At 36.3% G+C, this 25,315-nt stretch carries 23 protein-coding genes; 5 read left to right on the plus strand and 18 right to left on the minus strand.

Going from position 1 to position 25,315, the window contains the following annotated elements; genetic code table 11:
* Positions 1-4 precede the first annotated feature (4 nt).
* The 3 genes from AA0X71_RS12300 to AA0X71_RS12310 form a co-directional block, all read right to left on the minus strand.
* Positions 5-679 carry a DUF1129 family protein gene (locus tag AA0X71_RS12300; protein ID WP_413355605.1) on the minus strand — a complete coding sequence of 225 codons (675 nt, stop codon included), beginning with the start codon at positions 677-679 and terminating at the stop codon, positions 5-7.
* Positions 676-1,008: a PadR family transcriptional regulator gene (locus AA0X71_RS12305; RefSeq protein WP_413355606.1), complete on the minus strand. Its 333-nt coding sequence runs from the start codon at positions 1,006-1,008 to the stop codon at positions 676-678. The genes AA0X71_RS12300 and AA0X71_RS12305 overlap by 4 nt, the downstream gene beginning before the upstream one ends.
* Positions 1,009-1,220: 212 nt before the next feature.
* The gene (locus AA0X71_RS12310; protein WP_413355607.1) at positions 1,221-1,733 is read right to left on the minus strand and encodes a DoxX family protein; all 513 of its coding nucleotides are present in this window, start codon (positions 1,731-1,733) and stop codon (positions 1,221-1,223) included.
* Positions 1,734-2,128: 395 nt separating this feature from the next.
* Here AA0X71_RS12310 and AA0X71_RS12315 point away from each other — a divergent pair, with 395 nt between their 5' ends.
* Complete coding sequence (locus AA0X71_RS12315) at positions 2,129-3,133, plus strand: DUF3231 family protein (RefSeq protein WP_413355608.1); 1,005 nt, start codon at positions 2,129-2,131, stop codon at positions 3,131-3,133.
* Positions 3,134-3,341: 208 nt separating this feature from the next.
* Here AA0X71_RS12315 and AA0X71_RS12320 read toward each other — a convergent pair whose 3' ends face one another.
* From AA0X71_RS12320 to AA0X71_RS12355, 8 genes are all read right to left on the minus strand, one after another.
* Entirely contained in the window at positions 3,342-3,854 is a 513-nt protein-coding gene (locus tag AA0X71_RS12320) for a DoxX family protein (protein ID WP_413355609.1), read from the minus strand.
* A 187-nt stretch (positions 3,855-4,041) separates the two neighbouring features.
* Complete coding sequence (locus tag AA0X71_RS12325; protein WP_413355610.1) at positions 4,042-4,203, minus strand: hypothetical protein; 162 nt, start codon at positions 4,201-4,203, stop codon at positions 4,042-4,044.
* Between the two features lie 26 nt (positions 4,204-4,229).
* The gene (gene phoU, locus AA0X71_RS12330; protein ID WP_413355611.1) at positions 4,230-4,889 is read right to left on the minus strand and encodes a phosphate signaling complex protein PhoU; all 660 of its coding nucleotides are present in this window, start codon (positions 4,887-4,889) and stop codon (positions 4,230-4,232) included.
* Between the two features lie 18 nt (positions 4,890-4,907).
* Entirely contained in the window at positions 4,908-5,723 is an 816-nt protein-coding gene (gene pstB, locus AA0X71_RS12335; protein WP_413362583.1) for a phosphate ABC transporter ATP-binding protein PstB, read from the minus strand.
* Between the two features lie 27 nt (positions 5,724-5,750).
* On the minus strand, positions 5,751-6,635 hold the full coding sequence (pstA, locus tag AA0X71_RS12340; protein ID WP_413355612.1) for a phosphate ABC transporter permease PstA: 885 nt from the start codon (positions 6,633-6,635) through the stop codon (positions 5,751-5,753).
* Between the two features lie 2 nt (positions 6,636-6,637).
* Entirely contained in the window at positions 6,638-7,576 is a 939-nt protein-coding gene (pstC, locus tag AA0X71_RS12345; RefSeq protein WP_413355613.1) for a phosphate ABC transporter permease subunit PstC, read from the minus strand.
* Between the two features lie 78 nt (positions 7,577-7,654).
* Positions 7,655-8,617 (minus strand): PstS family phosphate ABC transporter substrate-binding protein, encoded by a 963-nt coding sequence (locus AA0X71_RS12350; RefSeq protein WP_413362585.1) that lies wholly within the window; start codon positions 8,615-8,617, stop codon positions 7,655-7,657.
* Between the two features lie 132 nt (positions 8,618-8,749).
* The gene (locus AA0X71_RS12355) at positions 8,750-9,262 is read right to left on the minus strand and encodes a DoxX family membrane protein (RefSeq protein ID WP_413355614.1); all 513 of its coding nucleotides are present in this window, start codon (positions 9,260-9,262) and stop codon (positions 8,750-8,752) included.
* A 421-nt stretch (positions 9,263-9,683) separates the two neighbouring features.
* Between AA0X71_RS12355 and AA0X71_RS12360 the strand changes: the two genes are divergently transcribed.
* A complete protein-coding gene (locus AA0X71_RS12360; RefSeq protein WP_413355615.1) occupies positions 9,684-9,821 on the plus strand; it encodes an anti-repressor SinI family protein in 138 nt (45 codons plus the stop codon).
* A 101-nt stretch (positions 9,822-9,922) separates the two neighbouring features.
* Here AA0X71_RS12360 and AA0X71_RS12365 read toward each other — a convergent pair whose 3' ends face one another.
* The 5 genes from AA0X71_RS12365 to AA0X71_RS12385 all read right to left on the minus strand — a co-directional run bounded on the left by AA0X71_RS12365 (position 9,923) and on the right by AA0X71_RS12385 (position 16,701).
* The gene (locus AA0X71_RS12365; protein WP_413355616.1) at positions 9,923-11,932 is read right to left on the minus strand and encodes a dipeptide ABC transporter ATP-binding protein; all 2,010 of its coding nucleotides are present in this window, start codon (positions 11,930-11,932) and stop codon (positions 9,923-9,925) included.
* Between the two features lie 48 nt (positions 11,933-11,980).
* Positions 11,981-13,009 carry an asparaginase gene (locus tag AA0X71_RS12370; protein ID WP_413355617.1) on the minus strand — a complete coding sequence of 343 codons (1,029 nt, stop codon included), beginning with the start codon at positions 13,007-13,009 and terminating at the stop codon, positions 11,981-11,983.
* Positions 13,010-13,035: 26 nt separating this feature from the next.
* On the minus strand, positions 13,036-13,977 hold the full coding sequence (locus AA0X71_RS12375) for an ABC transporter permease (protein ID WP_413355618.1): 942 nt from the start codon (positions 13,975-13,977) through the stop codon (positions 13,036-13,038).
* A gap of 1 nt (position 13,978) precedes the next feature.
* The gene (locus AA0X71_RS12380; protein ID WP_413355619.1) at positions 13,979-14,917 is read right to left on the minus strand and encodes an ABC transporter permease; all 939 of its coding nucleotides are present in this window, start codon (positions 14,915-14,917) and stop codon (positions 13,979-13,981) included.
* A gap of 122 nt (positions 14,918-15,039) precedes the next feature.
* Positions 15,040-16,701 carry a peptide ABC transporter substrate-binding protein gene (locus tag AA0X71_RS12385; protein ID WP_413355620.1) on the minus strand — a complete coding sequence of 554 codons (1,662 nt, stop codon included), beginning with the start codon at positions 16,699-16,701 and terminating at the stop codon, positions 15,040-15,042.
* A gap of 384 nt (positions 16,702-17,085) precedes the next feature.
* Here AA0X71_RS12385 and pepV point away from each other — a divergent pair, with 384 nt between their 5' ends.
* Positions 17,086-18,483, plus strand: coding sequence for a dipeptidase PepV (pepV, locus tag AA0X71_RS12390; RefSeq protein WP_413355621.1), 1,398 nt, complete (start codon positions 17,086-17,088; stop codon positions 18,481-18,483).
* A gap of 128 nt (positions 18,484-18,611) precedes the next feature.
* On the opposite strand, the gene AA0X71_RS12395 is transcribed toward pepV, so the two are convergent.
* Positions 18,612-20,684: a sigma 54-interacting transcriptional regulator gene (locus AA0X71_RS12395; protein WP_413355622.1), complete on the minus strand. Its 2,073-nt coding sequence runs from the start codon at positions 20,682-20,684 to the stop codon at positions 18,612-18,614.
* A 393-nt stretch (positions 20,685-21,077) separates the two neighbouring features.
* The gene (locus tag AA0X71_RS12400) at positions 21,078-22,610 is read right to left on the minus strand and encodes a malate:quinone oxidoreductase (RefSeq protein WP_413355623.1); all 1,533 of its coding nucleotides are present in this window, start codon (positions 22,608-22,610) and stop codon (positions 21,078-21,080) included.
* 507 nt (positions 22,611-23,117) lie between these two features.
* Here AA0X71_RS12400 and ahpC point away from each other — a divergent pair.
* Both ahpC and ahpF read left to right on the plus strand, forming a co-directional pair.
* The gene (gene ahpC, locus AA0X71_RS12405; protein ID WP_413355624.1) at positions 23,118-23,681 is read left to right on the plus strand and encodes an alkyl hydroperoxide reductase subunit C; all 564 of its coding nucleotides are present in this window, start codon (positions 23,118-23,120) and stop codon (positions 23,679-23,681) included.
* 12 nt (positions 23,682-23,693) lie between these two features.
* Positions 23,694-25,226 carry an alkyl hydroperoxide reductase subunit F gene (ahpF, locus tag AA0X71_RS12410; RefSeq protein WP_413355625.1) on the plus strand — a complete coding sequence of 511 codons (1,533 nt, stop codon included), beginning with the start codon at positions 23,694-23,696 and terminating at the stop codon, positions 25,224-25,226.
* Positions 25,227-25,315: the final 89 nt, after the last annotated feature.

Below are 25,315 nucleotides of genomic sequence, written 5' to 3' on the forward strand. Positions count from 1 at the left end.
CGCCTTACCTCCTATCTCTCTTTTTACTCACATACATGACAAATAAAATCATGAATCCTACAACTAAAGATGCCCACCAGGAAAATTCAAATGAAGGTCCGAATTCCGGTAGAAATTTTGCTGTTACTAGAACTACAGCCATCCCGATTGCTCCCATCACACCAACTTTAATAGAATCTTTCCATTTACTCTGATTCTCTTGGAACAAGGAACCTTCGACGAGTTTAAGGATATATATTATTGTTATGAAGACGGAGGCTGCGATGACGACTGCCATTATAAATACACTGATCGGATAAACCGCTGTTTCTACTTCTATAAATGGTAACAAGACCAGGAACAATAGACCTCTAATGACCAATACCCAACCGACTATGTTTCCAATAATCCCGCTGATGAATGAGATAAGCTCGCGTTTCTTCGTTCTAGGAAGTTGTTCAATGATTTCATTTGCAAACCCTTTAGGATGATCGCCAAATATCTCTCTCCCCGTTTTTCCTTCTTTTTGACCATCTAATAAGTGATCAAGCATTTCCATCAGCACTTCTTCTGTTTGTTGTTCGGAGAGGCTAAATTTGAGCCGAATGTATACAAGTAAATCACTATAGTATTCTTCATTTTCTGGAGTTAACAATTCTCTTTTACGATTGTTTTCTTCGATTAACATTTTAACATTCATAGCTCACTTCCCCCTGTCAATAGTTCATTTACTGGTCTTGAAATTTGCTTCCATTCTTCCGTTATCATCTGTAATGCCTTATGTCCCTCTTTGGTCAAAAAATAATACTTTCGATTTGGTCCAGAATCAGAAGGCCTCATTTCTCCCTTAATAAGCCCGTTCTTTTGAAGCCTTAATAAGATTGGATAGATCGTCCCTTCACTTACGTCAGCTAAACCTACATGTAGCAATTTTTGTGAAAGCTCATATCCATAGACAGGCTCTTTTTCTATGACAGCCAATACACATCCATCTAATATTCCTTTTAATAATTGGCTTCGTACCGACATTCGCATGTTCCTTTCTTTACTATATTGCATTACAAGATAGCGACGCAAAAAAATAAGCTATTTGGCATAACATGATAGCTTCCTTAAAAACAACTAACTTGCATAACATGTTAGTTGTTTTTAATATATAGACTATTCCTTCTTTTGTCAATAGTTCTAAATAAGAAAAGCAGTAGGAGAAATTCCTACTGCATAGTTAAGCTTATTATATATTATGCTGAAACAGATTGACTGGCTTCGTTTTTACCTTTACCCACTAATTTGCGAAGGTAAGGTAATACGTAGCGATCTAAACCATATTTACCTGCATTGTAACCAGCTGCTGCGATGAATACACCCATGATGATATCTGTTGGGTTATGAGATACTGTACCAGAAAGCATGAATGAGAAATTCATTACCATTGCAAAGAACGCTGCTGCTGTTGTTAAACATCCAAGAATAAGTCCTAAACCTACTAAAAATTCACCAAGTGGAATCATGACATTGAATAATGAAGCGTTAGGAATTGCAAAGCTTTCTAAGAATGATACCCATCCACCATATACTGCTTGGCCATCGTGCATGACCGGGTTTGCAACGGCACCTTTTAAGAATCCAGCAGCATCAAAACCGCCTGTCAATTTGCCCCATCCTGCAGACATCCATGCCCAACCAAGATAAATACGAACGACTGTTAAAATACCTGCGACAATATTGTTTTCTCTTAATAATTTTCCAAACATGATAATCTCCCCTTATTAAGGTTTATAATGTGTATATGATAATTTCTTTCTACATAAAGATTATCATTTTCAACTAGAAAAAACATTAGATTGTGCATTATTTCACAATTATGCAACAAAGTTTTGACAGACTTATGAACACCTATTATAAGTAAGCGTTTAACTATATTTATCGAAACTACATCAGTCGTTAGAAAAGATTTCAATTATGAATTTAGGTATAAAAAGACAGTGAGCAAATGTCCGATAACAAGTATAGTCTTATCCCATTTTTGCAAATAAGGGAAGCATATAATTGTGCTTATCTTTTTCTGGGTAATTATATCTCTTAATTATTGATTACTAAAATTCATAACACCTGCTAAATTGGTAAATAATATTCAAGAGGTGATATTGTGGATGAAAATAAATTAAAACTCACATCTTCTGAGATCGGTACCTTATGGGGTGAGTTTGTGAATGGTACTATGACAGATGTGGTAAACCGATATATGGTCTCTATTATTGAAGACGAGACAATAAAAACCATTTTCGAGGATGCTATTACTACATTTGAAAAACAAAAGAATCAAATCGTAACTTTTATGGAGAATGAGGGATTTCCAGTTCCAATTGGATTCACTGAATTAGACCTTTTTAAAGGTAAACCGAGATTGTTCACGGATATATTTTGCCTAAATTATTTACATATCATGTCATTACATGGTTTGCTGGGGCATAGCACTGCATTAGCCGTATCGGTTAGAAAAGATTTAAGAGATTTTTACGATTCTTGCGATAACGACGCAAAAAAGATGTATCATCAAACCATTGAGTTGTTGCTAGAGAAAGGAAATTTTCAGAGAGATCCATTATTTTATCCAGCTCAAAATCCTCAATATATTTCCAGTCAAGATTTCACAGATGGATTTTTCGGAAAGGGTAGAAAATTAGCAGCGACAGAAATCATTAGTATTTCTTTCAATCTTAAAAAGAGCATTATGGCAAAAACACTTTCTATCGCATTTAGTCAAGTTGCTCAAACTAAAGAAGTAAGAAAATTTTTAATGGACTCACAGAACACTGCTGATGGACAAATAAAAGTATTTTCAAAAATAATGCAAGCGGATAACTTACCAGTCCCGAAATCCTGGGAAACAGAAGTTACAACTTCAACTGACTCTCCTTTTTCGGATAAATTAATGTTATATCATATTGGTTTCTTATTTCAAGCTGCACAAAACTATCATGGCGGTGGTCTAGCATCAGCTATGAGAACAGACCTTGTAACTGCTTATGAGGGTACTATTTTAAAAAATCTAATGGTTACAAAAAAATGGTTTGATTTTATGGTGAAAAATAAATGGTTAGAGCAACCTCCTCTTGCTCCTAATAGAAAAGAAATTGCTGAAGAAGTGTAGTAATTCTTTTATACGTTTTTATGAAATCCTCCATAAATTGAGGTGATTCATTGTCAATACTGTTACAACCATATTCTGAGAAACTACTTCATATTGAGGAGTTTGTTTTTTAGCTTTACAAAAGAATTGATGTTACTGTCGAAACGAAACGAAAAAACCTTTCCTCACTAAAAGATGAGGAAAGGTTTTTTCGTTTTACTTTGCTTAATTATGCTGAAACAGATTGACTTGCTTCATTTTTCCCTTTAGTTACTAACTTACGAAGGTAAGGTAATACGTAGCGATCTAAACCATATTTACCTGCATTGTAACCAGCTGCTGCGATGAATACACCCATGATAATATCTGTTGGGTTATGAGATACTGTACCAGAAAGCATGAATGAGAAATTCATTACCATTGCAAAGAACGCTGCTGCTGTTGTTAAACATCCAAGAATAAGTCCTAAACCTACTAAAAATTCACCAAGTGGAATCATGACATTGAATAATGAAGCGTTAGGAATTGCAAAGCTTTCTAAGAATGATACCCATCCACCATATACTGCTTGGCCATCGTGCATGACCGGGTTTGCAACGGCACCTTTTAAGAATCCAGCAGCATCAAAACCGCCTGTCAATTTGCCCCATCCTGCAGACATCCATGCCCAACCAAGATAAATACGAACGACTGTTAAAATACCTGCGACAATATTGTTTTCTCTTAATAATTTTCCAAACATGATAATCTCCCCTTATTAAGGTTTATAATGTGTATATGATAATTTCTTTCTACATAAAGATTATCATTTTCAACTAGAAAAAACATTAGATTGTGCATTATTTCACAATTCTGCAACAAAGTTTTGACAGACTTATGAACTCGTCTAGATCGTAATTTATCGAGTACCAATTATAGTACAAATGCCATCATCTCCTTTTATTCTTACTATCCTGTTCGTTTAACACGAGTGCAATATTATTATTGTTGATTAAGGGATCTACGTCAAAAGAATTCTCTTCCTCTTCTCCGTTCAATATTTGATTGATTTTAATATTTGCCTTTTCCGTTTCTGTCTTTTTATCCTCCATAATTATACCTCCTAAGTTTGATACCTCTATGCGTTCAGGTCGTATCTCTTACCCTTGACTAAATAAAGAATGCTTTCAGAAATATTTGTACTATGATCAGCAACTCTTTCAACGTATCGGCAAATAAAAGACAATTGAGTAATTTGCTGAGTATAATCCGGTTTTTGACTCATCAGTTCTAATAATTCTTTAATTAGCTTTCCGTAAGCCTCATCTACCTCATCATCAATTTTGGCTACCCGCTTGGCAAGGTCAACGTCTTCCTCTTTATAAGCCTTGAGCGAATCGGTCACCATTTTATTCGCTACCTCTGCAATTCTCGGTATTTCTACGATCGGTTTAACTAAATCCTTTGGGCCAATGCGAATAACTGATTTTGCTATATCAACAGCTAAATCACCGATTCGTTCTAGATCAGAAGAAATTTTGATCGCCACTATCACTCTTCTTAAGTCAATGGCAACTGGTGATTGTTGAGCAATTAATAAGATCGCTTTGTCATTGATTTCTTCTTCCAATAAATTTAACTGTCTATCATCTGCAATGATTTTCAATGCTTTATCTACATCTTGATTCTTTAATGCTTCGATAGATTGGCCTACTGCAAATTGCGCTTGTCTACCCAACTCAATAATCATTTCTTTCAACTCATCTAACTGTGCTTGAAAAGTTGCACGCACTAACACCTTAAAACACCCCCTACTTTAGCCGAAACGACCTGTGATATAGTCTTCTGTTTCCTGTTTATCTGGATTTGAAAACATTTTGCTTGTACTTGAAAACTCAATTACTTCTCCGCTTAGAAAAAATGCTGTCTTATCTGAGATTCGCGAAGCTTGTTGCATATTATGTGTGACAATAATGATGCTATAATCTTTTTTTAATTTCTGGATTAACTCTTCCACCTTTAATGTTGAAATCGGATCAAGAGCTGATGTTGGTTCGTCCATTAAAATGACGTCTGGTTCAATCGCTAAACAACGAGCAATACATAGACGTTGCTGTTGACCACCTGACATTCCATATGCATTTTCATTTAATCGATCTTTGACTTCATCCCAAATTGCTGCACCCCGTAGACTTTTTTCAACAATTTCATCGAGAATTTTTTTGTTTTTGATTCCATGTATTCTTGGACCATATGCGATATTATCATAAATGGTTTTTGGGAAAGGATTTGGTTTTTGAAAGACCATTCCAACATTTGTTCGTAACTCTTCTACTAGATAAGATTTATTAAAAATGTTTTTTCCTCGGTATAGAATTTCACCAGAAGTGCGAACGATGGGAATGAGTTCAACCATTCGATTTAACGTTTTTAAATAGGTTGATTTACCGCAACCCGAAGGACCTATAATGGCCGTAACTTCATTTTCTGCGATTTGAAGGTTTATATTTTTCAAGGCTTGATCTGACCCATACCACAAATTTAATCCTTTCGTATCATATACGATTTTCTTCTTATGAATAGAATCATTTTGATTGATTCCTTGTACATTTTTCGTCTCAGTTTCCGTCATAACAGGCATATCATTTTTCCTCCAATGTTAATACCTTTTTTGAAATTTGTTACGTATGATCACGGCAATAGAATTCATAATCAATAAGACGAGGAGAAGGATCACGATCGCCGCTGCTGCTAAATTGGCGTACTCTGCCACTAAAGCTGCGTCTATTGTCCAATAGTAAATCTGCATTGGCAGTACGGTAAACTTATCGAAAATATTATCTGGAAAAGGGATTAATAGTGCTGGAATGCCAATGACAACAAGTGGTGCTGTTTCGCCGATTGCTCTTGACAATGCTAAAATGACACCTGTCATGATTCCTGGTATGGAGGCTGGCAGTACAACCTTTTTGATCGTTTGCCATTTCGTAGCACCCATTCCATATGACGCTTCTCTTAAAAATTGAGGGACAGACGAAAGCGCTTCTTGACTAGCTACTACTACAATAGGAAGGACTAGGAGCGCCATCGTTAGTCCACCTGCGAGAATGATATTTCCAAGCCCCATTCCTCTTACAAAAACAGTTAACCCTAGGATTCCAAATACGATTGAAGGAACCCCAGCAAGATTCGATATATTCGTTTGAATAAATGATTGTAATCGCCCTTTTCTGGCGTATTCTTCTAAATATATAGCTGTTCCAATTCCAAGGAACATGGTTACAGGGGCAACAACAATAATCAGCCACATCGTTCCAAGAATAGCTCCCATAATCCCTGCTCTATAAGGATCTGTAGAGAGTTTATTCGTCAGAAATTTAATGTTAATCCAACCCAATCCATCGGTTAATACACGATAAAACAAGATCAAAAGTACAACAAGTCCAAATAGGGTCGCTAGAAGAAAGATGATTCGCATGATTCGATTCAATTGCAAACGTGATGTCATCGATTTTTGTACCTGTGTTGTATCTACATATTTCATAATCAGTATCCCTGCCTAAATCTTTTTGAGACATATCGGGCGATGAAATTCATAATCAATGTAAATACAAATAACGTCATCGCTACAGCATAGAGACTATAGTACAAGGTTGAACCAGCAGGTGCATCTCCTCCAGTTACCTCTACTATATATGCGGTCATCGTTTGCATCGATTGTGTGATATCAAATGTGAAGTTTTTTGAACTTCCACTTGCGATCGTAACGATCATCGTTTCACCGATTGCTCTAGAAATCCCAAGGACAAATGATGCAATAATTCCTGAAATCGCTGCTGGAATGACAACACGCCAAGTTACTTCAAGCTTTGTCGAGCCTAACGCTAAAGCACCTTCTCTCATGGCATTCGGTACAGAACTCATCGCATCTTCAGATAGTGAAGCAATCATCGGGATGATCATAATCCCCATTACAAGTCCTGGACTTAGAATATTCGTCGGTGCTAATCCAGGGATAAATGATCGAAGTAATGGAGTCACAAAGGTAAAAGCAAAGAAGCCATATACGATAGTTGGGACACCAGCTAATATCTCTAAAAGCGGTTTTAATGTTTTTCTTACATTTTCTGATGCATACTCACTCAAAAAGATAGCAGACATGAGCCCGATCGGGATCGCTACGAACATAGCGATCGTTGATGAAATAACGGTTCCCGTTAATAACGGTAAAATCCCAAACTGTGCATTAGCCCCTAGAGGTGCCAATCTAGTCCCTGTGAAAAAGTCCAAAATCGGTACTTCGCGAAAAAAATGTACCGTTTCTGTTAAAAGGGTTAGGATGATTCCAATTGTTGTGAGAATTGAAATCAATGCGATGACTAGTAAAAGTTTAGGGATCAGCTTTTCTGACATACTTTTTACAGTAACTGTTCTTCTGTTTTTTTCAATCATTTCTCTTATTTTTAAATTCTGTTGGTTTCCCATTTTTACTCCCCTTTCACCTTTGGTACCAGGAGAAAACATTACACCATACGTTTATTGAACAGGAATAAAGAAAAAAGTTTACTCTTTTAACCCTTCTAAATATTGCACTGACTCCTGGAGTTCTTCCTCTGGTAGTGGAGCAAATCCGGTTTCTTTTGCCATTGCTCCAGCATTCTTCATCGCATAGATTGCGAAATCTAGTACTTGAGGCTTTTCTTGAGCCATAGCCTCATTTATATATGTGAATACAGGGCGAGTAAACGGAGCATAATCACCATCTTCTTTTATAGTGTCAATAGAAGGTTCTACCAGACCATTTCCGAAATCTATCTTTACAGCATTTAACTTATCCTTATTGCTTTCATAGTATCCATATCCAAAAAACGCTATAGCATTCTTATCTTTCGATACTAAACTAACTAAAGTTGCATAATCCTGTTGCAAGTTAATGCCTTCTACTAAATCCTGTTCTTCAAGAATGGTTTCCCAGAAAAACTCATACGTACCATGATTTTCATTTGGACCATATGTTACGATTGATTCATCAGGAAACCCATCTCTAACATCTGACCATTTTGTTTTCCCTGCACTTGCAAGAAAAATATCAACCACTTCCTGCTGAGTAAGATCTGTTGCCCAATCATTTTCTTTATTGACCACGATCGTGATCCCATCTAATGCAACCTTCAACTCTTTTGCTGTTATTCCTAACTCTTTTGCTTTAGCAAGCTCTTCCTCCTTAATCTTTCGAGAGGCATTATTGAAGTCTGTTCCGCTTTCAACTAAAAATTTTTTAAAACCTGCACTTGTTCCAGAACGACTCACTTCAACGGAAACATTCTCTTGTTCATTAATCATATAATCCTCAGCCAGTCTTGACATTAGAGGATAGACCGTTCCTGAACCATCAACAACCACACTCCCTTCCAATTCGGTCCCTTCGCCCCCAGTATTTCCATTATCATCTCCATTGCCACAAGCAGTCACAATAGTAAGTAAACAGGACATCAATATTAAATAGATCTTCCGCCTAAATAGCATCATTAAACCACCATCCTTTTTTTCTTATCTTACATTTCCCAATTTAGAGTTCATTTATTTGATATAAGTAAAAAATGAATACGAAAAAAGCAGTAGGAAAAATTCCTACTGCTTTCAAAATTCTAATCTATATTAGGCTGAAATGGATTGCGCTGCTTCATTTTTACCTTTACCTACTAATTTGCGAAGATATGGTAATACAAAGCGGTCTAAGCCAAATTTACCTGCATTGTAACCTGCTGCTGCGATGAATACTGCCATCATGATATCTGTTGGGTTATGAGAAATTGTTCCAGAAAGCATGAATGAGAAGTTCATAACCATTGCAAAGAATGCTGCTGCTGTTGTTAAACATCCAAGAATAAGTCCTAAACCTACTAAAAATTCACCAAGTGGAATCATGAAATTGAATAATGAAGCATTTGGAATCGCAAAGCTTTCTAAGAATGATACCCATCCGCCATAAACTGCATTTCCTTCATGTAAAACTGGATTTGCTACCGCACCTTTTAAGAATCCAGCAGCATCAAAACCGCCTGTTAATTTACCCCATCCTGCTGACATCCAAGCCCAACCAAGATAAATACGAACGACTGTTAAAATACCTGCTACAATGTTGTTTTCTCTTAATAATTTTCCGATCATGACGATCTCTCCTAACTATGTTTTAATGATGTATAAGGTGTAAATAATTATTTCTTACAAGAGAAAGATTATCATTATTAATAGGAAAAAACATCACATTGTGTAATCATTCACATTTTTGCAACAAAGTTATGACAGACTTATGAACACCAAATATTTGCAAACCTAATAATATCAATAGATTGCTGATTAATTCACTGTTTAATAAGATTGAAATTGATAGAAAATGGATTTTCACAGTAATTTATATCACTCTCTAAAATTCAAATGTAAATCATCATAATTATAATAATTAAAAATATTCACACAACCGCCAAAAACTTCTTACATGATAAGAAGTATATAATAACTATCCTGAATTTCATTTCATTGTGTTTAATAACATCGTCAATAACTAACAAACAATTAGGAGGCAATGATTATGAAAAATAATGAAGATGTTCTCTCTAAAGAATGGATCGATTTAGTAGTAGCAGCGATGAAATCAGATATAACGAAAGAAGAATTTAAAGAATTCTTAAAAAGTAAAACGGAGAAAATGAAACATGAAGAATTTTAAATGTTAGTACTTGCCTTTTAGATAATTTAGATTTTTTTATTTGTGAATTTCCAAGCCTGTATCTCTCATTTGAAAGAGGCTTGGAAAATTCCAATCAGATTTTAATAAAGATGACACGCAACCCAATGCTTCTGTTTTACTTCTTTCCATTCTGGTATAGATTTTGTGCAAATTTCATTTGCGTGAGGGCAACGAGTTCGGAAACGACATCCACTTGGTGGATCGCTTGGACTAGGTAAATCTCCTTCTAAAATGATTCGTTCTCTCGTTTTCTCTCTATCCGGATCCGGCACTGGAACGGCAGATAACAAAGCCTGAGTGTATGGATGCAGTGGTTCATCATACAGTGCATCAGCATCTGCTAATTCTACTAAACTCCCAAGGTACATAACACCAACGCGGTCACTAATATGTTTAATCATAGATAAGTCATGAGCAATAAAAAGATATGTTAGTCCGTGTTCTTTTTGTAGTTTTTTCATTAGATTGACAACTTGGGCTTGGATTGATACATCCAATGCGCTAATAGGTTCATCAGCGATAATAAACTCAGGTTCCACAGCTAGTGCTCTGGCAATTCCAATTCTTTGACGTTGTCCACCTGAAAATTCATGGGGATAACGAGTCGCATGATCCTTGTTAAGCCCAACTGTCTCCAATAATTCAAATACCTTCTGCCTTCTTTCTACTTTCGTTGTCGCAAGTCCGTGTATATCAATTCCTTCAGCAATAATATCCATAACGGTTTTTCTTGGATTTAGGGAAGCATAAGGGTCTTGGAAAATCATCTGAACCTTCCGATTAAATAACTTCCTGTTAGCAGCATTCTTTTTCCCGTACACTGATTCGCTTTGAAATAGAACATCTCCTGCTGTTGCTTCATAGAGTCTCATCAACGTTCTTCCGAGAGTTGACTTCCCGCATCCTGATTCCCCAACAAGGCCTAAGGTTTCACCTTTAAAAATGTCAAAAGTTACATCATCAACAGCTTTTACAATATCATTTTTTCCAATTGTAAAATGTCTTTTTAAATTCTTAATTTCTACTAATGTTTCTTTCGGTATCTCAGCTTCATTGGTTTCAGTTGACTTTACCGACAGCAATCGCTTTTTCGTTAACTTTGTTGGCTTTTCGATTTTCGGTGCTTTCTCATGAAGAAGCCATGTTGCCGCAAAATGCGTATCAGTGATTTTGAACATCGGCGGTTCACGTAAGTAATCTATCTTTAAAGCAAATTCATTTCTTTCAGCAAATGCATCACCTTTTGGTGGATTGATTAAATCAGGCGGTGTCCCAGGAATCGCGATAAGCTCGTCCCTCGATTCCATATTCGGCATGGAACCTAGTAACCCCCATGTATAAGCATGTTGTGGATTATAAAACACTTCCTCAACGGTACCTGTTTCAACAATCTTTCCTGCGTACATCACCGCCACTCGGTCAGCAATATTTGCTACTACACCAAGATCATGGGTAATAATGATGATTGAAGTATTCATTTTTTCTTGAATATCCTTCATCAAATCAAGAATTTGTGCTTGTATGGTCACATCTAATGCTGTTGTTGGCTCATCAGCTATAAGTACTTTCGGATTGGATGCAAGGGCAATTGCAATCACGACACGCTGTCTCATGCCACCAGAAAATTGATGAGGGTATTGCTTTACTCTTGCCTCAGCATTTGGAATTCCGACTAGTTTCAAAAGCTCAATCGCTCTTTGAAGAGCTTGCCCTTTCTTTAATTTCTGGTGGGTAATGACACTTTCCATGATTTGTTTCCCAATGGTCATCGTAGGATTTAATGCAGTCATCGGGTCCTGAAAAACCATCGCAATTTCAGAACCTCTTATCTTTTCCATTTGTTTTTCAGAATAATTTACGATATTTTTCCCATCAAAAAGAATTTCTCCATCCTCAATAACAGCAGAATTACTTGGCAAAAGCTTCATAATACTTTTGGAGGTTACCGATTTCCCAGAACCAGATTCCCCAACAATTGCTAGTGTTTCTCCTTTTCTTAAGTATAAATTAACTCCTCTGACAGCTTGAACTTTTCCAGCAAATGTCTTGAAAGAAACATGAAGATTATTCACTTCAAGCAATGTATCCATATTATTTCACTTCCTTTGCATGCTAATCGTCTATCAAATTTTTTCAATTTAGCCTCGAAGCGCTTCCTCTTGTCTTTTCATGAGGTCAAACTCTGCTTCAATTCGGCCTATTTTATCTTTACGGGCATTTAATACAGGCGCTTCTATATATTGTTTTAATTGTTCATATAATAGTTCATCACCGAAACCTAATTGCTTCAACACTTCCATTGCGGCGACACTTGTTGCACGACCATTTCCGTCCTCTACTTTAATGGCGATGCCGAGTCCCGTTTCTACATCCCCAATACATTGAACACCCTCTGCTCCAGCCTTTGCCACTAATCTTTTATTAAAAACTCTCATTAAATCAGTATCAAATCTATCTGTACCGCCTACCATTTCAGGATGTTCCATCATGGCATTGCGAACTCTATCTAAATGTACAGCTGTATCACTAGATTCCCAAGCAAATGGAGTTGCTAAGCGGGCAAATCCTATCGCAATATTTTCTAATGGAAGTCGATGAACAGGTACTCCACAACCATCTACACTAATATCGATTTCACTCTTTGGAAAATTGCACACATGCTCGATTACATTTAGTATTCTCTGCTGATGGGGATGTGTAATCTCACGATAGCTTTCTATATCTTCATTCATATGAACAACTGCTGTAAGCATTCCTGAATGCTTACCAGAGCAATTGCTATATATAGGCGTTAATGAACCACCATTGCGAATTAGTTCATTATAGCTCTCAATATCACGAGGAATATGAGTCCCACATTGAAGAGCCTCCTCTTCAAGATGAATTCTCCCTAAAATACTAGCAACACCATTTCTATGAAACTTCTCTCCGCTATGAGATGCACAAATTAACGATAAGTCCTTTTCTTCAAATTGGTATGCATCGCAAGCTCCTGTTTCCACAACGGCTACAGCTTGAAATGGTTTCATCGATGAGCGTGGAAATACCGCTCTAGTCGGATCTCCATAAGAATAAAGTAATTCACCCTTCACGTTTACGACTGCTACATGAATGGCATGTGTACTTTCTAGATATTCTCCACGATACACTTTAATTGAATCATTCATCATAATCCCTCTTTTTTTATAATTATTTACTTTCTCATTTTCGGATCTAAAGCATCTCGTAATCCATCTGCTAAAATATTAAAAGCTACCATTATAGCAACAATAACGATTGCTGGATACATCATTAAGTAAAAATGATTTCTCATTCCTTGGAACCCATCATTGATAAGTACTCCTAAAGATGCTAACGGCTCTTGCAAACCGAGACCAATAAAACTCAAAAAAGCTTCCATAAAAATAGCTGAAGGAATCGTAAACATCATATTAATGACAATTAACCCCATCGTATTCGGAATTAAATGATGTAAGATCAATCGCCCATTTGATGAACCTAAAGATTTGGATGCTAATACAAACTCTTGGCCCTTTAGTTTAAAGATTTGGGCTCTTACTAATCTAGCCATATTTACCCAACCGGTGATAACCATTGCTAGTGTAATGGTTAGAATCCCTGGCTTCATAATCATGATCAATAAAATCACGATAACAAGATTCGGTATCCCCACTAAAATCTCGATAAAACGCTGGAGGATATTGTCAACCTTTCCCCCTTTTAAAGCAGAGATTGCACCGATTGTAACACCAATTAATAAATCTAAAAATGCTGCTAAAACAGCAATATATAAGGAGATTCTTGTTCCTTCCCAGATTCTTGTCCATTGATCACGACCAAATTTATCTGTTCCTAACCAATGCTCTTTACTAGGCTCTTGATACGCAGCCCCATAGTCTGTCTCGTAATACCTGTACTCATTCATAGATGGACCAAAAATGGCTAGCAAAAGTATAATCACTAAAACCATTAAACTAATGACAGCTCCTTTGTTTTTTCTCAGCCTTATCCAACTATCTTTAAATGCTGACATGGGTGGACGTTGAATCTTTTCACTATGTTCAATTCTTCTCCCTGCTACCTCAAACAAATCAACTGAAAATTCTTCCTCTAACATCGTCTCAATCTTTTTCATATCAATCACTCCTTTGCCCTGTAATACGAATTCTTGGATCGATAATTCCGTATAAGAGATCGATGACAAGCATAGTAAGGACAAAAAACGCACTGTAGAATAAAGTCAAGCCCATAATAGTTGTATAATCATTTACTTTTATCGAATCAACAAACAAGCTTCCAATTCCAGGAACCCCAAATATATTTTCAATGACGAGGGATCCTGTTAATAAACTAACGATAATGGGTCCCAAAATCGTCACTAAGGGGATAAGAACATTTCGAATTGCATGCTTATAAACAACCTTAAATTGTGATACACCTTTTGCTTTTGCCGTTAACATATAATCCTGTTGTAATACTTCAAGCATTTCATTCCTCGTAAATCTTGCAATTAAAGCAATGACCATCAGGGATAAAGCAATGGTTGGCATAACTGAACTGGAGTAGGATTCCCAAAAAGCAACTGGAAGAATTCCTAATTTTAGACCAACATAATATTGAAGGAGGGCTGCGAATACGAAGTTCGGAACCGATACGCCAAGAACAGCAACCAACATAGTCGAAAGATCCCACATCGTATTATGTCTAAATGCTGCGACGATTCCTAAAATGATTCCAATGGTAAACCCTAAAATGACAGCTTGAAAACCTAAGAGTGCTGACGGGCCAATACGTCCAATAATAAGTGAACTAACATCCTGTCCCTTAAAGTAATACGATTCTCCAAGGTCTCCTTGGAACAAACTTTTCATATAAAGAAAATATTGTTGTGATACTGGTTTATCGAGTCCATACCGTGCGTAAAATTCCAGCCGCTGTTCATCAGACAATGTGGACAATTTTTCCTCATCAAAAGGAGAACCTGGCATTTGCTTCATTAAGAAAAAGGTAGCAGTTGCGATAATAAATAACGTAATCACAATATTGACAAGCCTCATAAATAAATATTTTTTCACGTTAACACCTCCAGATTATGAGGAATTGATCATTCGAATGATTATTTAATATTTTGAAATCATTTTCAAGATCTATATAGTAGGGAGAGAAATGATATTCTCCCCCTAACTGACGGCCATTGTTATTCCTTTGTCGCCCATTTTAAATCAGGTGAAGCTCCATACGGATGTGTCACAATTCCCTTTACATTTGATTTCTGTAAAAAGGACAATCCATCAAAATAAAGCGGTCCTACTGAGCCATCTTCAAGAATTAATTTTTCAGCGTCAAGTAAATGCTGAATACGAACCTGATCATCAGCTTCAACTTTCGCAGTGTTCACTAGTTCATCATACTGCGAATTTATGAAGTTCCCTCGGAAGTCTGTGTTTGATGGAGCTTCCCATAAATCTAAATAAGTTATAGCATCATTGAAGTCTGCACCCCAACGGTTTACAGCCATTTGATAATCTCCAGCTCTCATCGTTTCAAGACGACCACTGTAAGGTTGTGTAACAAGACTAATATCAACATCTAAATTCTTTTTATATTCACTTTGCAGAAATGTACCCGTATCCTTCGAAATCGTGTCATCCGCAGTAAGTAATTCGATTTGTGGAGTTGTTCCTAACTCCTCAACACCCTTAGCCCAATACTCTTTTGCTTTTTCAATATCAGGCTTAATGACATCACCTTGAAGTTCTCTAAATGATTTTCCATCAACACCAGCCATATCAGTAGCAATAAGTCCATATGCTGGTTCAGAGCCGTTATTTAAAATAACATCGGTTAAGATTTGTGGATCGTATGCTAACTGAAGAGCTTTACGAATATTATCATTATTAAATGGTTCTTTTGCTTCATTAAATTGAATAAAGTAAGTTCTAAATTCTGTTTCTGTTTGAAATTCCGGACTATCTTTGTAAGCATCAACATCTGCAGAGGCAAGGTATACTTTATCTAAGTCACCGGCTTCATATAAATTTAGAGCCGTACTAGTTTCTTTAATAACTTTCATACTCACCTTTACAATTGAAACGTTGTCTTTATCCCAGTACTCTGGATTTTTTTCCATTTCTACACCTTGTGCTTGGTCATAAGATGTTAATACATATGGACCATTGTATAGAATAGAGTCATAGTTTAAGGCAAAATCTCCTGCTTTTTCTTCAACGAATTTCTCATTTAATGGAAAATACGTAACAAAAGCGGTAAGTCCAACAAAGAATGGTGTTGGTTGTACAAGGTCGACCACTAATGTTTTTTCATCTACTACTTCAATAGAAACTGAATCAGCATCTGCCTCACCTGCAGCATATTCGGCTCCGCCTTTAATATAATCAGCTAATATAAATGCGTAAGAACCAGCAGTATCAGGATGCATTGCTCGAAGCCAAGAATATTTAAAATCATTTGCTGTTACTGGTTCACCATTGCTCCACTTAATTCCATCTTTTAAAGTAAATGTGTAGGTTAATCCATCATCTGATCTTTCATAACTTTCAGCCATCGCAGGCTGAGGCTCATTATTTTCATCTAAACGGAAAAGACCCTCCATGACGTTATTTAATATACTAAACGAAATTCCATCTGTTGTTTTGACTTGGTTTAAATCTGGGATGTCGTTGTCCAGACTTATTTTTAAAATATTATCAGTAGTACTTTCTCCGCTTTCTTGAGCATTATTTCCCTCATCTGTTTTGTTAGTTGGTTCAGATGAGCTCCCACTGAAATTACATCCACCTAGAAAAACAACAAAACCTAGGAACATGAGAACCAACATTTTACTCCATTCTTTTCTCATTCATTTCTACCTCCATCTATTTTTTGTAACAATTATTTTAATTGCAAGTATTGTGCCAATATTACGTAAATATTATATTTTTGTAAAAAACAACTGTTATTTACAGAGCTTTGATTTCTGATAAAACAGTATACATTCTTTCTTTCTATTAAATGAAAGCAATTTTTTTATAAATATATTCATTCAGTTCTTTTTTCCAACTATACAATGACAAAATTCGTGAAAATTCTAAAAATAATCTAATTATATGGGTAACCACATTAACCAATTAATACATAAATCAGTGATAATAGGTTGTTTGTGAATTAAAAAATTCAAGATAATCGTCATGAAAGCATTTGGTATATATCTTGCATGTACAATTTTATAGAAGGAGGGATTTATTTGAATTGGAGAGCAAAAATCATAGAAAATGAAGATTTGCTACTAGAAGATTTATCAAAATTATTATCGATTAAAAGTGTCAAAGATTTATCATCAAAATCGGATTTAGCTCCTATGGGAGAAAATATTAAAGAGGCACTAGAGTTCATGCTTCAACTAGCAGAAAAAGATGGTTTTCGGACGAAAAATATGGATGGTTTTGTTGGTTATGCTGAGATTGGACCTGAAAATGCTTCTCAATATATCGCGGTTCTATGTCATCTTGATGTTGTTCCTGCAACTGGAAACTGGGAATCAGACCCATTTAAACCAGTAATAAAAGATGGAAAACTTTTTGCTAGGGGCGCCATTGATGATAAGGGACCGACATTGGCTGCTTATTATGCCATCAAAATGATTAAAGAAAGTAGGCTACCTTTGAAGCATCGTGTCAGAATTATTTTTGGAACAGACGAAGAAAGTGGTATGTCTTGTATGAAGAAATATGTGAAGCTTGAACCCCCTGCATTAACCGGATTTGCACCAGATGCAATGTTTCCCATCATTCATGCAGAAAAAGGACAAATTAATGTCCTACTTCGGTTAAAAGATATAAAGGATTCCAATGATAAATATCAATTACATTCCTTTTACTCAGGTGAAAAAGGGAATATGGTTCCTGATCATGCTGAAGCATCAATTGGAGGAAATAATTTAGATGAATTAACCGATAGTTTTACGGAGTATTGCCTTAAGGAAAACATAACATTCTCTACTGATAGATCGTCACATTCCCTTCTATTAAAGGTAAAAGGGAAATCAGCTCATGGAATGGAGCCTAATAATGGAATCAACGCAGGTACTAAACTAGCTTCCTTTTTAGTGAACGTAGTCCCTAAAAACCCCTTTATTCAATTTATATCAGAACGAATTGCAGAAGATCCTTTTGGTGAGAAGCTTGGTATTAATTTTTCGGATGAAGTAACTGGACCATTAACTGTTAATGCAGGCATTTTTCGTTACTCAGCTAAAGATGAAGCACACCTATCATTAAATATTCGCTGTCCAGTTGAAACACCTTATTTACGGACAATTGAGAGAATTACTGAAGCAATTACAGACTACAATTTAGAAATCGAAGAAGTAAGAGAGAAAAAACCTCATTATGTTGATAAGGACGAGCCAATTATCAAAATATTACAAGAGGCATATGAATTAGAAACTGGTGAAAAAGCAAATCTTCTCACAACTGGAGGAGCTACCTATGCTCGATTTATTGAAAACGGAGTTGCATATGGAGCTGTCTTCCCAGGAAAGAAAAATACCGCCCATCAAATCGATGAATATATTGAAATTAATGATTTGATGAAAGCAACTGTCATTTATGCAAAAGCGATACATCAATTAGCAAATATTTAACACCTCATACTGGTCAGCTTCCCGTTTTTCTTTTAATTTTAGGAGAAGCTGACTGTTTTGATCTGTCTCAAATAACTCTCGTAGATCAATCTGTTTGTCGATTGTTCAGGAACTTTCTTGCCCTATTATTATAGAAAAGTTTCGTTCCCTTCAATAAATTTCGTTCCTTTATCAGTTATTTGACTTCCACCGCGTCCTCTTTGAGTTATAATCAAGCCATAATCATGCAAAATCTTCAATCGATAACGTAATTGTTGCTCCGAAAACACATACCCTTCCTCTAATAAATGATTTAGCAAAGAAATGCGTCCAGCAGACATCACATGAGTTTCGTTTAAATATTTTAGTATCATTAAAACTTCTTGAATAAAACCTTTTTCGATTAATTCGTTTTTTATCGTTTCCAATTCTCTGTTATTTTCAATAGAATCGAAAGTTACTAGTCCATCATCGTTAATAGGGAGCTCCTCTTTATATACTTTTTCTCCACTTATATGAGCGACATATTCAACCACATTTCGAAGTTCACGAACATTTCCAGGCCAATAATAATTTTCACAGTGAGTTAGTGCTTCCTTTGTAAACACAAACGGCTCTCTTCCAAGCTTTTCTTGAAATTCCTTTGAGAATAAATGAATTAGAAGAGAAATATCTTTTTTTCTTTCTCTAAGTGGCAAAAGCTTTAGTGGCAGGACATTAAGTCGATAATAAAGGTCTTCACGAAAAAGACCTTCTTCTATAAGTTTCTTTAAATTCTTATTCGTAGCAGCGATTACTCTAACATCAAGAGGAATTATCATATCGCCACCAACTCTCATAATTTGTCTTTCTTGAAGGACTCGTAGTAATCGATTTTGAATGACAGGTGCCGCATCCCCTATTTCATCTAAGAAAATACTGCCAAGATGAGCTTGCTCAAATAATCCAATATGTCCTCTTTTGCGAGCACCAGTAAAGGAACCCGGTTCATAGCCAAACAACTCACTCTCCATTAAACTTTCGGAAATAGCCGCAAAATTGACACCCACAAACGTTTCGTATTTTCTTGGAGATGCTTGATGAATTGCCTGCGCAAGAACCTCTTTTCCTGTCCCTGTTTCACCTAATATCAAGATCGTTGAATCACTTTTTGCTAGTCTACCTGCAACCTTTATCATTTCTAATACTGGAACACTTGCCGTTTTAATATCATCAAAACGGTATCTTGCCATACTATTTTTTTGCTTAGCCTTAAAACGGAAATCATGTTCGATTTTTTGATAGTCCCTTGCTTCACGAAAAATAATTAGTGTTGAATAGATTTGATCATCAACCATAATTCTTTTCTTTCTCATGTAAAAAGTAATATCATTAATTTCAACAAAGTTTTCCTGTCCAACTGACAGATTTTTTATCGCCTGATAATAAAGTGGATTCATAATATTAATATTTTGCTTCTGCACTTGTGAAGATAGATTCAAATAGTCCATCGCTGCTTTATTTAATACTTCAATCTCATTTTCATTATTATAAACCAACACAGCATCATCAATATTTTGAACAATGCTGTCTAGACTTTTCCGCAGAAGAGTCGAACGAAATATTTCATTGCTTAACTCTTTAGAAAAGTGGATTACTGACTGCATAAATCTAGCTGAAAGGTGAGCTTTAGCTGAAAAAGGAGATATTCGAAAAAAGTTAAATATTTCAATAAGCGTAGAAATATCAACTAATCTACTTCCAATATTAATCGTTTTCGTTACAGTTTTAGGAACAAATTGTGGTTCACCAGGTGTAATGGCAATACTAATACTTTCATCTGCTCTTTTTTGTGGATAATACGGAACAAGATCAAGTTCAATCCCAGTCTCTTCTAAAATACTTATCGTCTCTTCAGCTGACTGTTTTAAATCGCTTACTAAGTACGCTCTTGTTCCTTTAGGAATCTCTAGTATTTCTCGTAAATTCGCATAATTAATGGTTCTTGTTGTAATGATATACGGTGTTTCTTCATCGAGATATGGCTTAACCATTGTGTAAACAATTTCACTGGAAACAAGCACAAGCGAATTTCTTTTGATAATTGAGGTTTCTAACTGATCAACCGTAGCACCTTCAAAGTCAAAATGCTCCATTAATCCTATCTCATTTAATTGTTTTAATAGTGTATGTAATGTATTTTTCATATAAGAAACAACTACTATACTTCTCTTTTCAGACAAACCCTTCACCTCGTTACTTTACATTAAGCTGAAACATTTTAAATAGATTGTTCAACATAAATTTGCTAGAATGAAATTTTTAAGTAAAGATCCTTAAGCACCTAAACCCTAAAAGATTCTTGTGATTATTAATTTAATCCTCTTTTCTTTAAAAATAAATTCTATCTTTTTCAACCGGACAAAGAATTTCTCCGTATATGCAATACTTTCTCTCGCCAGGAGGGCTTTTCCTCCTTCATTTTTATATTAAAAAGAAGAATGGGGAAATTTCAGTCAATTAGCACTCACCTATTAAATTTATCTGAACATCACTTAGTGGCAAAGATAACAAAATAAAAAGACAGAAAGCCGTCTTTAAATACTTCCTGTCTTTTCTCTTATTTTTAATGGCTGTCAAACTTCCTGCAGCTCTCGGTCTTCAATTTTTATTTTTAGCTCTTTCTTTTCCACTAATCCTAGAGCTTCCGTCGTTGAATCATGAATCTCTTGTAGCAATCTCGCATCCTCTACTAATAACTTTCCATAGGATGGAATCATTTCCTTGATTTTTTCGTCCCATCTATCTTTAAAATCAGGAAAACATTTCGTGATGACTTCAAGCATAACATGAACAGCTGTAGATGCACCTGGAGAAGCACCTAAAAGAGCCGCAATAGATCCGTCTTTAGCATGGATGACCTCTGTACCAAATTGTAGAGTCCCTTTGCCGCCAGCTTCTGTTTCTTTAATTACTTGTACACGTTGACCTGCAACGATTAGATCCCAGTCTTCAGATTTTGCATTCGGGATAAATTCACGTAGTTCTTCCATCCGCTGCTCTTTCGTTAACAGCACTTGCTGAATTAAATACTTAGTCAAAGGAATTTCTTTCATTCCAGCAGCAAGCATTGTTATAAGATTATTGGGTTTAATCGAAGTAATTAAATCAAACACGGAACCTGTTTTTAAGAACTTTGGTGAGAAACCGGCAAATGGTCCAAATAGCAATGATTTCTTATTATCGATAAAGCGTGTGTCTAAATGAGGAACAGACATTGGCGGAGCACCGACCTTTGCCTTCCCATACACCTTTGCATGATGTTTTTCAACCACCTCTGGGTTATGACAAACCATAAATAATCCGCTTACAGGAAATCCACCTATTCCTTTTCCTTCTGGAATCCCAGATTTCTGTAATAAATGAAGGCTTCCTCCCCCACCACCGATGAAAACAAAGTTGGCAATATGATGTTCAACAGAGCCTTTCTCATCATTTCTTACTATCAAATCCCACTTGCCATCACTCGTACGATTGATGTCTTTCACAGTATGATGATAGTTTAATTGGACGTTTTGATTCTTTAAATGGTCAAACAGTATTCGCGTTAAAGCACCGAAGTTAACATCCGTGCCTGAATCGATTTTCGTTGCCGCAATTGGTTCATTTATTTCACGCTCTTCCATGATAACTGGAACCCAACTTTTAAGTTTCTCAGGATCCTCTGAAAATTCCATCCCTTGGAAAAGAGGTTGGTTTGATAGCGCTTCAAAACGTTTTTGTAAAAATGAAACGTTTTCTTCCCCTTGCACAAAACTCATATGGGGTAATGCTCGGATGAAGTCTTTCGGATTATGTATTAACCCCTTTTTGACGAGGTACGTCCAAAACTGCATGGAAATTCTAAATTGTTCATTAATCTTAATCGCTTTGCTGATATCAATGGTGCCATCAGGCTTTTCAACTGTGTAGTTTAATTCACATAATGCGGCATGGCCAGTCCCTGCATTATTCCATTCATTAGAGCTTTCCTCGCCTGCTGCTGCAAGCTTTTCAAATACGGTAATGTTCCACTCTGGTGCTAATTCTTTTAAAATGGTTCCCAGTGTTGCACTCATAATTCCAGCACCAATTAAGATCACGTCTGTTTTCTTTTCTCCGTAGCTCATTTTTATCTGACTCCTATATTCGCAGAAACGATGAGTTCTTTCTCTCCTCACATCAATTCTGGATAAATTATTATTTAATGATAGTTTATCAGAATTTTTGATAGATTAAAATATTTATTTACTATTAGTATAAGTAAAACCGAGAATTTGAAGAAAATACTAGGTAAATCAAACCGCGGATATTAAAGCGCTTTCATTAATAAGTGCAAATGATGCAATTTTACAACAGTAAATTATTAGACTAGAAAAATATTTATATGTTACACAGATGATGAATTATTTTTTTATTCGAGAAGTATGTTTCCTGAACAAACCGTCGATAATAGTGTTGTCTTTGTGGTTGAACTTTAGAGTGTCAAGATGAGGCTTGACAAAGTACAACAATGTATTTAATAATAGCACTTTGAATTAGAATAATTATAACCAAATAATGATTTACATAATGAATTGGTTATAATTTGTAACTAATAATCATTCAAAATAATTACATATTGGAGGAAAATTAAAATGTCTTTAATTGGAAAAGAAGTATTACCATTCACAGCACAAGCGTATCACAACGGAGATTTCATCACAGTAAGCGAAGAAAACTTTAAAGGGAAATGGAGTGTTGTTTGCTTTTATCCAGCAGATTTCACATTCGTTTGCCCTACTGAGCTTGAAGATCTTCAAAATGAATATGCAACATTAAAGGATCTTGGCGTTGAAGTATACTCTGTTTCAACAGATACTCATTTCACGCACAAAGCATGGCATGATCATTCTGAAGCGATTGGAAAAATTGAGTACATTATGATTGGCGATCCGTCTCAAAAAATTTCTCGTAACTTTGAAGTGTTAGATGAAGAAGCAGGTCTTGCTCAACGTGGAACATTCATTATCGATCCAGATGGGATTGTTCAAACCGTTGAAATCAATGCAGATGGCATCGGTCGTGATGCGAGCACACTTGTGAACAAAATTAAAGCCGCTCAATATGTACGTAACAATCCAGGTGAAGTTTGCCCAGCTAAATGGCAAGAAGGCGGAGAAACACTTAAACCAAGTCTTGATCTTGTAGGAAAGATTTAAGGAGTTTAATCGATGTTATTAGATGCAGATATAAAAGCACAATTAGCCCAATATCTTCAGATGATGGAGGGAGACATTCTTCTTAAAGTGAGTGCTGGAGATGATCCAGTTTCCCGTGATATGCTCGCTTTAGTCGATGAATTAGCGACGATGTCTTCCCATATTAAAGTGGAGAAAACAACATTAGAAAGAACCCCTAGCTTTAGTGTGAATCGAATCGGTGAAGATTCTGGCATTGTTTTTGCTGGTGTTCCTCTTGGTCATGAATTTACCTCTTTAGTGCTTGCTCTCCTTCAAGTAAGTGGACGAGCTCCTAAAGTGGATCCGAAAATCATCGATCAAGTGAAGAACATTAAAGGAAGTTATCACTTTGAGTCTTATATTAGCTTAAGCTGCCATAACTGTCCTGATGTTGTTCAGGCACTGAATGTGATCGCTGTTTTAAATCCTGGCATCTCCCATTCGATGATTGATGGAGCCGCTTTTAAAGACGAAGTGGACCGTAAAGAGATTATGGCCGTTCCTACTGTTTTCCTTAATGGAGAATCATTCGGAAGTGGTCGTATGTCCCTTGAGGAAATCTTAGCGAAAATGGGCAGTGGTCCTGATGCTTCTGAGCTTTCCGACAAAGAACCCTATGATGTTCTAGTCGTTGGTGGTGGACCAGCAGGTGCAAGTGCCGCTGTGTATGCCGCACGTAAAGGAATTCGTACTGGTATCGTAGCTGAACGTTTCGGTGGTCAGATTTTGGATACCCTTGGAATCGAAAATTTTATAAGTGTGAAGTACACCGAAGGCCCTAAGCTTGCGGCAAGTCTCGAAGAGCATGTAAAAACACATGAAAACATTGATATTATGAACCTTCAACGTGCGAAGCGTTTGGAGAAAAAGGATCTGATTGAGGTTGAACTTGAAAATGGTGCCGTCTTAAAAAGTAAAACGGTCATCCTTTCAACAGGTGCCCGCTGGCGTAATGTCGGCGTGCCAGGAGAACTGGAGTTCAAAAATAAAGGTGTCGCCTATTGCCCACACTGTGACGGTCCGTTATTTGAAGGGAAACATGTAGCCGTAATTGGCGGTGGCAATTCTGGCATCGAAGCTGCGATAGATTTAGCGGGCATTGTGAAGCATGTCACCGTCATTGAATTTGCTCCAGAACTTAAAGCGGACTCCGTCCTTCAAGAACGATTAAATAGTTTAGCAAATGCAACGGTCATCAAAAATGCTCAAACGACTGAAATTACGGGAACGGATAAAGTAAACGGAATTTCATATAAAGATCGGGAGACAGGAGAAATTCATCATGTTGAACTTGAGGGTGTCTTCGTCCAAATCGGTCTAGTTCCGAATACAGAGTGGTTAGATGGCACAATTGAACGCACACGTATGGGTGAAATTGTCGTCGATAAGCACGGCTCATCAAGTATTCCTGGTGTATTTGCTGCAGGAGACTGTACAGATAGTGCATATAAACAAATTATTATTTCGATGGGTTCAGGTGCAACTGCCGCATTAGGCGCATTTGATTACTTAATTCGGAATTAATCAACTAGAGGACACCAGCGAAGGTGTCCTCTTCTTTATTTTGATCGTTGATAAAAGTCTTCCTTAATCTTCTTTTTCCAATTTCGGTC

The sequence above is a fragment of the Robertmurraya phoenicis genome (assembly GCF_047302285.1).
Classification (GTDB): Bacteria; Bacillota; Bacilli; order Bacillales; family Cytobacillaceae; genus Robertmurraya.

What these genes read in the sequence shown, in the direction of transcription:
- AA0X71_RS12300 (WP_413355605.1), bottom strand. Translation starts at nt 679, where the DNA reads ATGAATGTTAAAATGTTAATCGAAGAAAACAATCGTAAAAGAGAATTG.
- AA0X71_RS12305 (WP_413355606.1), bottom strand. Translation starts at nt 1,008, where the DNA reads ATGTCGGTACGAAGCCAATTATTAAAAGGAATATTAGATGGATGTGTA.
- AA0X71_RS12310 (WP_413355607.1), bottom strand. Translation starts at nt 1,733, where the DNA reads ATGTTTGGAAAATTATTAAGAGAAAACAATATTGTCGCAGGTATTTTA.
- AA0X71_RS12320 (WP_413355609.1), bottom strand. Translation starts at nt 3,854, where the DNA reads ATGTTTGGAAAATTATTAAGAGAAAACAATATTGTCGCAGGTATTTTA.
- AA0X71_RS12325 (WP_413355610.1), bottom strand. Translation starts at nt 4,203, where the DNA reads ATGGAGGATAAAAAGACAGAAACGGAAAAGGCAAATATTAAAATCAAT.
- pstB (WP_413362583.1), bottom strand. Translation starts at nt 5,723, where the DNA reads ATGACGGAAACTGAGACGAAAAATGTACAAGGAATCAATCAAAATGAT.
- pstA (WP_413355612.1), bottom strand. Translation starts at nt 6,635, where the DNA reads ATGAAATATGTAGATACAACACAGGTACAAAAATCGATGACATCACGT.
- pstC (WP_413355613.1), bottom strand. Translation starts at nt 7,576, where the DNA reads ATGGGAAACCAACAGAATTTAAAAATAAGAGAAATGATTGAAAAAAAC.
- AA0X71_RS12350 (WP_413362585.1), bottom strand. Translation starts at nt 8,617, where the DNA reads ATGCTATTTAGGCGGAAGATCTATTTAATATTGATGTCCTGTTTACTT.
- AA0X71_RS12355 (WP_413355614.1), bottom strand. Translation starts at nt 9,262, where the DNA reads ATGATCGGAAAATTATTAAGAGAAAACAACATTGTAGCAGGTATTTTA.
- AA0X71_RS12360 (WP_413355615.1), top strand. Translation starts at nt 9,684, where the DNA reads ATGAAAAATAATGAAGATGTTCTCTCTAAAGAATGGATCGATTTAGTA.
- AA0X71_RS12365 (WP_413355616.1), bottom strand. Translation starts at nt 11,932, where the DNA reads ATGGATACATTGCTTGAAGTGAATAATCTTCATGTTTCTTTCAAGACA.
- AA0X71_RS12370 (WP_413355617.1), bottom strand. Translation starts at nt 13,009, where the DNA reads ATGAATGATTCAATTAAAGTGTATCGTGGAGAATATCTAGAAAGTACA.
- AA0X71_RS12375 (WP_413355618.1), bottom strand. Translation starts at nt 13,977, where the DNA reads ATGAAAAAGATTGAGACGATGTTAGAGGAAGAATTTTCAGTTGATTTG.
- AA0X71_RS12385 (WP_413355620.1), bottom strand. Translation starts at nt 16,701, where the DNA reads ATGAGAAAAGAATGGAGTAAAATGTTGGTTCTCATGTTCCTAGGTTTT.
- AA0X71_RS12400 (WP_413355623.1), bottom strand. Translation starts at nt 22,610, where the DNA reads ATGAGCTACGGAGAAAAGAAAACAGACGTGATCTTAATTGGTGCTGGA.
- ahpC (WP_413355624.1), top strand. Translation starts at nt 23,118, where the DNA reads ATGTCTTTAATTGGAAAAGAAGTATTACCATTCACAGCACAAGCGTAT.
- ahpF (WP_413355625.1), top strand. Translation starts at nt 23,694, where the DNA reads ATGTTATTAGATGCAGATATAAAAGCACAATTAGCCCAATATCTTCAG.